The sequence below is a fragment of the Alkalihalobacterium sp. TH-98 genome (assembly GCF_057473385.1).
This window is the reverse complement of sequence record NZ_JBYCKM010000043.1, coordinates 90,079-101,412: the sequence shown is the minus strand read 5'-3', so window position 1 is coordinate 101,412 and position 11,334 is coordinate 90,079. Positions and strand designations below refer to the sequence as shown.

General features: G+C 37.8%; 9 protein-coding genes. All 9 read right to left on the bottom strand.

Going from position 1 to position 11,334, the window contains the following annotated elements:
- Positions 1 to 396: 396 nt before the first annotated feature.
- The 9 genes from AC2VNP_RS15070 to AC2VNP_RS15030 all read right to left on the bottom strand — a co-directional run bounded on the left by AC2VNP_RS15070 (position 397) and on the right by AC2VNP_RS15030 (position 11,155).
- The gene (locus AC2VNP_RS15070; protein WP_486918113.1) at positions 397 to 669 is read right to left on the bottom strand and encodes a hypothetical protein; all 273 of its coding nucleotides are present in this window, start codon (positions 667 to 669) and stop codon (positions 397 to 399) included.
- 15 nt (positions 670 to 684) lie between these two features.
- The gene (locus AC2VNP_RS15065) at positions 685 to 1,869 is read right to left on the bottom strand and encodes a hypothetical protein (RefSeq protein WP_486918112.1); all 1,185 of its coding nucleotides are present in this window, start codon (positions 1,867 to 1,869) and stop codon (positions 685 to 687) included.
- A gap of 217 nt (positions 1,870 to 2,086) precedes the next feature.
- Entirely contained in the window at positions 2,087 to 2,803 is a 717-nt protein-coding gene (gene treR / locus AC2VNP_RS15060) for a trehalose operon repressor (protein WP_486918111.1), read from the bottom strand.
- Between the two features lie 23 nt (positions 2,804 to 2,826).
- Complete coding sequence (gene treC, locus AC2VNP_RS15055) at positions 2,827 to 4,509, bottom strand: alpha,alpha-phosphotrehalase (protein WP_486918110.1); 1,683 nt, start codon at positions 4,507 to 4,509, stop codon at positions 2,827 to 2,829.
- 13 nt (positions 4,510 to 4,522) lie between these two features.
- Positions 4,523 to 6,187, bottom strand: a complete 1,665-nt coding sequence (locus tag AC2VNP_RS15050; RefSeq protein WP_486918109.1) for a glycoside hydrolase family 13 protein — start codon at positions 6,185 to 6,187, stop codon at positions 4,523 to 4,525.
- Between the two features lie 173 nt (positions 6,188 to 6,360).
- Complete coding sequence (treP, locus tag AC2VNP_RS15045; RefSeq protein ID WP_486918108.1) at positions 6,361 to 7,776, bottom strand: PTS system trehalose-specific EIIBC component; 1,416 nt, start codon at positions 7,774 to 7,776, stop codon at positions 6,361 to 6,363.
- A 455-nt stretch (positions 7,777 to 8,231) separates the two neighbouring features.
- Complete coding sequence (locus AC2VNP_RS15040) at positions 8,232 to 8,615, bottom strand: hypothetical protein (protein WP_486918107.1); 384 nt, start codon at positions 8,613 to 8,615, stop codon at positions 8,232 to 8,234.
- A 113-nt stretch (positions 8,616 to 8,728) separates the two neighbouring features.
- The gene (locus AC2VNP_RS15035; RefSeq protein ID WP_486918106.1) at positions 8,729 to 9,352 is read right to left on the bottom strand and encodes a hypothetical protein; all 624 of its coding nucleotides are present in this window, start codon (positions 9,350 to 9,352) and stop codon (positions 8,729 to 8,731) included.
- A gap of 189 nt (positions 9,353 to 9,541) precedes the next feature.
- Positions 9,542 to 11,155, bottom strand: coding sequence for a long-chain fatty acid--CoA ligase (locus AC2VNP_RS15030; RefSeq protein WP_486918105.1), 1,614 nt, complete (start codon positions 11,153 to 11,155; stop codon positions 9,542 to 9,544).
- Between the last annotated feature and the right edge of the window lie 179 nt (positions 11,156 to 11,334).

Below are 11,334 nucleotides of genomic sequence, written 5' to 3'. Positions count from 1 at the left end.
TCTAAACCTCAACTTAGATCTCGTTTTTACCAGTTCCAGGAATATTCTTGGTCTAAACCTCAACTTAGATCTCGTTTTTACCAGTTCCAGGAATATTCTTGGTCTAAACCTCAACTTAGACCTCATTTTTACCATTTCCAGGAATATTATTGATCTAAACCTCAACTTAGACCTCATTTTTACCATTTCCAGGAATATTATTGATCTAAACCTCAACTTAGACCTCATTTTTACCAGTTCCAGGAATACTATTGATCTAAACCTCAACTCAGATCCTTTTTACCACTATCAGGAATAGTAATATTGCAATCCATAAATACAGATCTTCTTCGTCGTTTAATTAACCTGGCTATCTCTTTTGGGGTAATCTCACTTAATAATCCTCTCAAAACTTATCTAGCTCACCGACCGGAACAGCAAACTGCCTCTTTTTTCAGGTGATCGTTTCAAGAAGACAAGAAATGGAACTAATGTTAAAACAACTGACAATACGCCAACCGGCCAATAAATCGAGATAAGAAAGATCGAACCCAATAAACTGTTGTAAAAGTAGTGACAGAAGATCGCTGTAACGAATCCATACCTTTTGTACACAAAATAAAAGAATGGTCCGACAACAATCATAAACTCAAATATACGAATATGCCATGGGACCATATGATATCCCATATGTCCAATCCCCCATTAGAAAGAAGTCGCTATCACTGAGAAAATCACACCCCAGTGGTCAAACGCTGGTATTAAATACCGCCTGAAAATGGTCTCTTCACTAATTGATGCACAAATTCCTAAAGATAAAGCAAACACAGGTAAAGCCCATAGCGATGTATTTAAAAATATGGAGTAGTCCATAACGGGTGACGTCCATGCCCCAAACTGTGCCCTGATTCCATAAAAAATGGTTACTAAAACCGTTGAGACGAGCATCAGCAAAAATCCATTCCACACGGCAGGTTGAAGCTTGATCGCTATTTGGCTGAATGGCTGCACGTAGTCTGCTTTCTTCGCCGTTATCAGAAGGATGATAAACGTCGTATATGTTAATACACCTGTAAAGAGTAGACTAAACACGTCAACGGTACCCATTGCTAAGTAAAGTCCAAAAAACCATCCGACCCCAGCTAATAGAGAAATCAAAAAAGGACCTAAAAAGGTTTCTATTTCGTTTTTGTTCAGCCTTTTAATCAGTTGAACAGTTGCAACGATTGCAATAATGACTATCGTAACCATAAAGATAAGGATTAAGATCAGTTCCCAAACGTTAAATAATGATGTTGAGAGTTGAAAATCATCAACTTCACCATACTTATGAAATCCAATAATTGCATGATCGGTAAGAGTAATACTTAGCTTTTCCTCAATATCTCCGATCACTTCACCACGACTGTAAATCTGTTCTACCTCTCCAAAAAAGGTGTGCTCCTCATCTACTTTTTCAAAGCCAACTCCAAAAACCTTCTCAATAAATTCACTCACTTCTTGTTCACTATCAATCTCGTAGAAGATATTACTGGCACGAACCACTTCCGCTGTGAAAGGGTCGACTTCAAAATGATCCATTTCAACGAGCACAGAAATCGTATAGATCGGTATTTCACTCACCAAATTTTCAATTTCTTTAGGCGTCCATTTATGTTTTGCAATATATTGACCTATACTTTCATTGGCCCTTGTTTCATAGGTTGGTGTCTTGGATCTTATTTCCGTATTCAGGTCAAACTGTTTATTAAATTGCTCAATCGACTCGGTTATGTCTTCTTTAGTAACAGTTTGGAGCGGGTAAACGGGTTCTGTATTTACAGAATAATAGATGATCAGAAACATGACAGAAACGAACGATAACAGTACTAACGGTCTAAGCCTGTTCAATGACGTCACCTCTTCATATGTAGTTATTCATTTATATACGAACAGCAACTAACTTAGTTTCACTCTTCCATCTTTTCGAGAACACAGTCATTAAAAACCAATTTCTCCTCATTCGTTAAAATCGCTGATTAAACAAAAGCATTAATCATTGAAAAACAAAAAACACCCCTGCTTCTAACTAACTATTTAGAGAGAAGCAAGAGTGCACGTTCATCTTTTAATTTATTTTTCGTCTCGCAAAATCGACGAACCGAAATTTATCCGGTCTGTGACGGGACTCTGTATATTGAAATAAACTAGCATCATCTAAATACACAAAGTTTTTAACAACGACGATATTAACAAAACCGTCCAGATCAAGATAACGTCGATCTTCTTCGGTCGGCTCTTCAACCGTAATTTCTTTTTTTGCAAAGCTAATCGTTAGCCCTAGATCGTTTTCAATGTATTCATAAATCGAATTTTCACAAATTGACCTTGTAAGGTTAGGGACATATTTTTCTAATAAATAATCTTTGTCTAGTATGATCTTCTCTTTTGCGATTTCTCGGACACGAAGGACCTTCCAAACTTTATCTTCATCGGTCACCTTCAATTGTTCCTTTAGAAAAGAACCTGGCTTTAGTTCGGAAAACTCTTCTACGGTCGTACTTGCACGACCACCCATTTTTTTTGCCAGTTCCTTGAAACTAACAAGCCCTGAAATCGGAAAGTTGAACTTCTGGACATCCAGTACAATGGAACCTTTTCCTTGCACCTTTTGAATATACCCATGCTCAGAAAGTAACTTTAGTGCTTTACGAATCGTTTCCCGTGACGTCGCATATAGTTCAACTAGTTCGTTTTCTGAAGGAAGAAGACTATTGACTGGATAGTCTCCTTCTTCGATTTTTATTGATAGTTCTTCGTATATTTTCACGTACTTATTTTTCACAAATATCACCAATTACAATTGTATCACTTTTTAGTAAGGTGATAAACGACCGATTCGTAAGGGCGAATGTTTACGGCATTTGCTATGGAGGCAGAGTCATTATAATTTGAAATAAGTAATTCAGAATTAAATGAATCAACTTCAATGGATGACGGCAGTTCATACATCACTTCGTTTGCAGAGAAGTTATTGATTACAAGAAGCTTCTCATCATTAGAAGATCGAACATAAGCAAAGAGATTGTCATGGTCGCGATCTAACAACTCATAATCTCCATACGTAATAATGTTGTATTCTTTTCGTAATTGGATTAATTTTTGATAGTGATAAAAGATTGAATTTTCATCTTGAACCGCTTTTTCTGCATTGATTTCCTTATAGTTTCTTGCGACATCGATCCAAGGAGTCGCCGTCGTAAACCCTGCATTTTTTTCATCATTCCATTGAACTGGAGTTCTTGAGTTATCACGGGATTTCCGCTTAATGATTTCCATGATTTCATCTTCTGGCATACCTTTTTGCTTCATGATTTCATAATAGTTCAAAGTTTCAACATCACGATATTCCTTGATGTTTTCAAACTTAGGATCCGTCATTCCAAACTCTTCACCTTGGTAAATGTACGGTGTGCCTTGCATCATATGAATAGTAGTCGCCAGCATTTTCGCTGATTCATTATGATATTTTTCATCATTTCCATAACGAGTAACTACGCGGGGTTGATCATGATTACACCAAAACAGCGCATTCCAGCCGCCACCTTTATGCATTTCCACTTGCCATTTCGAGAGAATGTCCTTTAGCGCATGGAAATCCATATCACCAATTGCCCATTTTTCGCCGTTCGGATAATCGACTTTTAAATGATGAAAGTTGAATGTCATACTTAACTCATTACTGTCCGGGTTCGTATATTGAATACAGTGCTCAATTGTCGTCGAAGACATTTCACCAACGGTCATACTGTCATATTTCGAAAACACTTCGTTGTTCATTTCTTTCATAAATTCATGAACACGCGGTCCATCTGTGTAAAACTTACGACCGTCTCCTGGTGGTACAGATCCATCATCATTCGGAAAACGTTGATCTTTTGAAATTAAATTAATTACATCTAAGCGAAAACCGTCTACACCTTTTTCAAACCAGAAGTGCATCATGTCATAAACTTGTTTACGTACTTCTTCGTTTTCCCAGTTAAGATCAGCTTGGGTTACATCAAAAAGGTGTAAATAATATTGACCTGTCTGTTCATCTAACTTCCACGCGGAACCGCCAAATTTAGAAACCCAATTCGTTGGTTCTTTTCCTCCCACCGGATCTTTCCAAATATAAAAATCACGGTATAGATTATCCTTCGATTGCTGTGATTTTTTAAACCACTCATGTTCAGTCGACGTATGATTAACCACAATATCCATAATAATTTTAATGTCGCGGTTATGAGCTTCCGTTAACAATCGGTCAAAGTCTTCCATTGTTCCGTACTCTTCATGAATTGAGAAATAGTCACTAATATCATAGCCATTATCAATCTGTGGTGATTTGTAGATTGGCGTTAGCCAGACCACATCAATACCAAGTTTTTTTAAATAATCTAGTTTATCAATAATGCCTTGGATATCACCTACACCATTTCCAGTCGTATCATTAAAGCTTTTTGGGTAAATTTGATATACTGTTGATTTTCTCCACCATTCGTTCATTGCTGCACCATCCTCAACGTTGATTTTCTACTAAATAGACTCTAGCTTCATATGGTCTTAATTCGTTTTTATCTGTATCTTTATAATTACTGATTAGCAACTGGCCACCACTCACTTTATCAAGATCGACTGTCGCAGGTTCACCATAAAAGTTACAAATGACATATAACTCTTGATGACCTAGCGTTCGTTTGTAAGCAAAAACTGCAGGATGATCTTCAAGTAGCAAGTGATATGAGCCGTAAACAACAAGCTCATATTGCTTTCTTAGCTGAATTAATTTTCTATAAAAATGAAAGATTGAATTTGGATCTTCCATCGCTTGCTTGGCATTCACTTTTTTATAATTAGGATTTACTTGTATCCATGGTTCTCCTGAAGTAAAACCCGCGTTATCACTATCGTCCCACTGAACCGGGGTTCTCGCGTTGTCGCGACTTTTCGCATAAATACTAGCCATGATTTGCTCTTCCGTCTGACCTTGCGCTTTCGCTTCATCGTGAAAATTTAACGTTTCAATATCTCGGTAATCATTAATGGAGGAAAAGACAACATTCGTCATTCCAAATTCTTCTCCTTGATAGATATAAGGTGTCCCTTTCATCATATGTAGTAAGGTTGCCAGCATCGTTGCAGATTCACGGTGATATTGTTGATCATCCCCAAACCGAGAAACGGACCTAGGCTGATCGTGATTGTTAAAATATAAGCTGTTCCATCCACTGTGTTCGAGTTCCGTTTGCCATTTGGACAAGTTGGCCTTTAAATCTTTTAAGTTAAGTTCTTTTAAATCCCACTTGCCGTTTGCACCATTGTCGAGTCCCATATGCTCAAATTGGAAGACCATATTCAATTCATGTCGATCATCATCTGTATAAAGCTTAGCTAACTCGGGTGTTACTCCTGGCATTTCCCCGACCGTCATGATGTCATACTGCGAGAGCACTTCCTTATTCATTTCTTGTAAGTAGTCGTGAATTTTCGGACCGTTCCGATAGTATTTACTACCTGAAGCATATTTTTTACCTGGTTTTACTTCGTCATCCGGCAAACCTTCCACTTTACTAATAAAATTAATAACGTCCATTCGGAAGCCGTCAATTCCCTTTTCTAGCCACCACGTCATCATTTCATAAATCTCTTTTCGCACTACAGGATTTTCCCAGTTTAGATCAGGCTGCTTTTTAGAGAAAAGATGTAAAAAGTATTCATCCGTCTGTTCATCATATTCCCAAGCCGAACCACCAAAGTTGGAACCCCAGTTATTTGGTTCCTTCCCATCTTTTCCAGATCTCCATATATAATAATCTCGATACTTATTTGCTTTTGAAGACCTTGCTTCAACAAACCAACGATGCTCATCTGAGTTATGATTAACAACAAGGTCCATAATTAATTTCATGCCACGATTATGTACTTCTTCTAAAAGATGTTCCCAATCTTCCATCGTTCCAAATTCATCCATAATGTCTTGATAATCACTAATATCATACCCATTATCATCATTTGGTGACCGATATACAGGTGAGAGCCAAATCACATCAATGCCAAGTTCTTTTAAATAATCAAGCTTCGAAATCATTCCTTGAAGATCGCCTACTCCATCACCATTCGAATCCATAAAGCTTCGAGGATACACTTGATAAACAACACTTTCCTTCCACCACGCTTTTTTCATTGCTAACCTCCACCACCTTAACTTCTGCGCAAGCGCTAATCTTCATCTTTTCTGTCTAAAAAAATTGCTCATATGTTGAAAAATACCATTGGCTGCAGGTGTGGCAAACCAATGGTATTTTTTTGTATTTAGAGCATGTGAAACGAGGTTTTCCTCATTTTCTACCTACCCTATTACTGTAATTTTTTATATTTTGCAAACAGATACGTTAATGTAAATGGGATGATGATCGCAATTCCCATACCGATGAAGAAAGGTACCCATTTATCAGCAACTATGGAGAAAAATGCAGGCAGACCACCAACACCGATAGATGGAGCAATAACGTTACTTATCGTAATAAACATACCCGCTGTTGCGGCACCGATAATTGCGCAGATGAATGGATATCTAAATCGTAAGTTAACCCCAAACATCGCCGGTTCGGTAATACCTAAGTATGCTGATATGGACGATGATAATGATAACCCTTTTAATTTATCTTCTTTTGTTGCAAAGTACATCGCTAATGCTGCTGAACCTTGTGCGATATTAGAAAGAGCAACAATCGGCCATAAGAATGTTCCGCCAATGCTGCCGATTAACTGTAAATCAACAGCTAAGAACGTATGGTGCATACCTGTAATAACAAGTGGTGCGTAGATTGCCCCGTAGAGTAAACCACCAATGGCTGCAAAGTTACCAAAAGTCCAAACAAAAACATCTGTAATCCAGTTACCAATTGTAAAAGTAACAGGTCCAATCGCAACAAATGCAATAAAACCAGTAACAAGTAAGGCAACAGGTGCCACGACTAAAAGCTTGATTGTATCAGGTACCCGTTTGTTTAGCGCTAATTCCATTTTGGCCAACACATAGGATGCAACAAGTATCGGCAGTACCTGCCCTTGATAACCTAACTTCGCAATTTCTAATCCAAATAAGTTCCAGTACGGAATTTCACCAGCTTCTAAAGCTGCCCCGTATGCCCATGCATTCAATAAATCAGGGTGAACGAGCATTAACCCTAGAACAATACCGAGTAATGGATTACCACCGAATCGTTTTACAGCTGACCAACCAATCAAACCTGGGAGGAACACGAAGGCGGTATTTGCAATTAAGTTAATAATTCCAGCAAAATCAGCCCACTGTTCGTGAACATCTACAATTCCTTGGCCCGGATAAAAAATATCTGGAGCCGTTAAAACGTTATTTACCCCCATCAATAAACCAGCCGTAACGATAGCGGGTAGAATAGGAATAAAAATGTCGGCTAACGTTTTAATTGCACGTTGAAGCGGATTTAAGTTTTTCTCCGCTGCACTTTTCGTTTCATCCTTTGAAGCTTCTCCAATTCCCGTTATATTGACGAGCTCTTTATAGACTTTGTCTACAAGTCCTTGTCCAATAATAACTTGGAATTGGCCGTTTGTTGCAAACGAACCTTTTACCATATCAATATTACTTAACTTTTCTTGATCGACCTTACTTTCATCGTTTAACGCAAAACGTAACCGGGTTACACAATGACTGGCAGAAGCAATGTTTTCTTTTCCACCAATGGCTTCAATTATTTCTTCGACGGCTTGTCTGTTAACATCGGCCATAACCAACTCTCCTTTGAAATTGATATCGTTTTCATTTCATACTTAAAATGAGGATAGATCCTATTATTCCTACCATTTAATGTTTCACCGCAACAGTTTCTTATACTGTTTTGAGGTACTTTATGTAGTATGGATAAATCACCCAAAAATACGCTTTCATAAAACTTGTATATACAAGATAGCTACACTGAAATATTAACTTGTATATACAAATGTGTCAATTGTTTTTTAAGCTCTATATTAAATCCAGAAAAGTGCAGCAATTCCCCTTCCGACGCACCTTAAACGGACGTTGGTTGAACAATAAAAAAACTGCACCTCAACTGTCAGTGAATGACTAACAATTGAGGTGCAGTTTAAGAACAGCTGCGTTTTTATTTACTACTAGGAAGAGTAATCCTTTGTCTTTCGTCCTATCCTTCCAACACTATTTTTATTTCGCTGTAGATATCTTTTTATATTCTCCATCTTCGTCTGCGTTTTAACACTACCAAATTTGATCCCTTTACTTTTACATAAGGACGAACAAAATTTCGATACGTGACAGCTGCTAGAACATAAGTAATCGCAATAAAAGGAATTGGGAACACGAGCGCCTCTAATAAAACACGAGAAAATCCACCGTGGTCACTGTACGTTGAAACCGATCCATACAACGCCAATTGTGACGTGCTGTAAAACATAAGCATGACGAGGGCATTAATACAATGAAAGAAAAGTGAAAGCTTCCGTTCTTTCGTTTCCTTTTCAATATTCCATTGAAGTAGCAATACAAGAATCATGGATATTAAAGCAGCCGATACTGAAATTGTGTTAATTACACCGTTTGATAGTAACATTACTAATCCCTCTTTATTAAAGATTTTCCTGTTATTATGTGCAATTTTCAATTTCTATGAGTCATTTTACAAATAATTTTAGAAATTTTTTTCAAAGTCTTTTAAATAAACGTTTAATTAACTAGAATTATAAACGCCATTAACGCCGTTAAACCCGTGGCTACCCCCGCAATTTGAAGCCATACTCTAGTTGAAAAGGACCTGTCCCCTAAGTCTAAGCGTAACTCTTCAACAATATCTTCTCTTAAAACTTCAGCGTCTGGGTATTTCCAAGCTTTTTTTAAATGAACCTTCACCGTTGTAAAAACACTTTCTGATTCCGTCCATTCTACACTAATCATTAATTGGTTGTCTGGTAATGTAAATGTAATTTCACAGTAATCAATGGTATGCTCTTTTTCAGTGAAGCTGAATTGTTTAGCTTGTAAAACTTTCCGAATGACATCTGCTGTTCGATACCCAGTTGACTTATAAATCGTAATATAGCCAATGTTAGCCATTTTCATTAATAAAAACAAAAGTGAAACACCAATAACCACAATATACATGGTTAAAAGAAACTGATCATCCAGCCCTTCTTGTAGAGGAAAAACAAGTAACGTAGGCAAGATCGAGAGCCAAATTGAGAACTTTGATTGAACAAATACCCCGTTATTTTTATTCAAACTGATCGACTTTATAAATTCTCCAATTAATAGTAAGACTAATACTCCTAAATAGATATATATCGCTACCAATTAAACTCACTCCATGACCCAAAGTTATGAATTGGATAATTTTACTACCCTACTTTTATTTTATCAATTGCACAGAAATGGTAAAGAAATAAATTAATTATATTTCACAAATCACTAAGAGCCAAGCATTTGCTTGGCTCCGTGAACGGTATAAGGACCGATGGTTTCTATTTGGATATATTTTACAGTCTACTGAATTTGATAATGTTCTTTCAGCTGATCACGCAATGCTCTTTTGAGGAATTTACCAACTGAAGTCTTCGGAATTTCATCTAAGAAGACCACATCGTCTGGTAACCACCACTTGGCAAATTGTGGACGTAAGAAGTCCATAATATCATCTTTGGAAACTTTATCTTTGAATTGGTCATGAAGTACAACGCATGCTAACGGTCGCTCTTGCCATTCTTGGTGTGGGATCGCAATAACTGCTGCTTCAAATACGGCTTCATGCGCCATAATACCGTTTTCTAAATCTACAGAAGATATCCATTCTCCACCACTTTTAATTAAGTCCTTCGTGCGGTCAACGAGCTTGATGACCCCTTCTTCATCCATTGTTGCTACATCACCTGTATGCAGCCATCCGTCATAAAAGGCATCTTTAGTCCTTTCATCGTTGTAATACTCGCTGGCAATCCAAGGTCCACGAATGAGAAGTTCACCCATCTCTTCTCCATCCATTTTCACTTCACCGTCTTTACCGACGATTTTCACCTCAAGTCCTGGCACGACAAGACCTTGTTTTGCACGAATAGATAACTTTTCTTCTTCCGGTAAATCCGTTTCATAGCTTTTTAATCTTGAAACGGTTACGAGCGGGCTCGTTTCCGTCATTCCATAGGCATGTAAGAACGGAATTCCATACTTCACTTCAAACGCCTTAATCATAGAAGGAGGTGCTGCTGAACCACCGCATAGAACTGCTCTTAAGCTGCTCGTATCGTAATCACCTGTCTCAAGCTCCTTAAGGAGACCGAGCCAAATTGTTGGAACACCCGCGGTTACTGTTATCTTTTCACTCTCTATAAGCTCTGCTAGAACTTTCGGAGTAAACTGTGCACCTGGCATCACTTGAGTCGAACCTAGCCAAGTAGCGATAAAAGGCATTCCCCAAGCATTAGCGTGGAACATAGGAACGACAGCCATACAACGATCTGACTCTGACAGACCTCCTGTATCGACCATTCCTAGTGCCATACTGTGGAGAAAAATGCCACGATGACTATATACGACCCCTTTTGGATTTCCTGTTGTTGCTGATGTATAACAAATACCTGCTGGAGAATTTTCATCAATATCTTTCACAAACTCAAACTCTGGATCTCCCTCAGCTAATAATTCCTCATACGAATACACTGGAGATAAACTCGTTTCCGGTAATTCTCCATCAGTCATTACGACATATGCTTGAACGGTTTTAAAACTATCTTTCACACGTTCTACCAGTGGCAGGAGGTCACTATCGATGAGAAGTACTTTATCTTCAGCATGATTTACAATGTAAGAAATATGCTCTGGAGCTAAACGAATATTGATCGTATGTAATACTGCCCCTATTCCTGGAATGCCAAAGTACGCTTCTAAATGACGATTAGAGTTCCATGCAAATGTCCCCACTCGGTCACCTTGCTCTACACCTAGCTTTTGTAATGCACTTGACAATCGTCGTGTTCTTTGAGCAATTTCACGGTACGTATGTCGTTTGTTTCCAGCTGGTGTTCTCGTAACCACTTCTTTTTTCGGAAAATACTTTTCTGCTCTTTCCATCATAGAAGAAATGTTTAATGGTACATTCATCATAAAAAAACGCCTCCTAAATAACCTAAAATATTTATAATTCGGCTAAAGCCGTATTACACATATGAAAGAATAGTTTCTAAGATTAGGCTGCTTCTAGTAGCTTGTTTTCAAAACTAGTAATCACTAATAAACTAATGAAGTTGTAATCAGCAGGCTCATTTGTAAGCGCTTACTATTTA

Bases quoted from the DNA above. Each gene is read 5' to 3' on its own strand.
- AC2VNP_RS15070 (WP_486918113.1), bottom strand. From the start codon at position 669: ATGGGATATCATATGGTCCCATGGCATATTCGTATATTTGAGTTTATG.
- treC (WP_486918110.1), bottom strand. From the start codon at position 4,509: ATGAACGAATGGTGGAGAAAATCAACAGTATATCAAATTTACCCAAAA.
- AC2VNP_RS15050 (WP_486918109.1), bottom strand. From the start codon at position 6,187: ATGAAAAAAGCGTGGTGGAAGGAAAGTGTTGTTTATCAAGTGTATCCT.
- treP (WP_486918108.1), bottom strand. From the start codon at position 7,776: ATGGCCGATGTTAACAGACAAGCCGTCGAAGAAATAATTGAAGCCATT.
- AC2VNP_RS15040 (WP_486918107.1), bottom strand. From the start codon at position 8,615: ATGTTACTATCAAACGGTGTAATTAACACAATTTCAGTATCGGCTGCT.
- AC2VNP_RS15030 (WP_486918105.1), bottom strand. From the start codon at position 11,155: ATGATGAATGTACCATTAAACATTTCTTCTATGATGGAAAGAGCAGAA.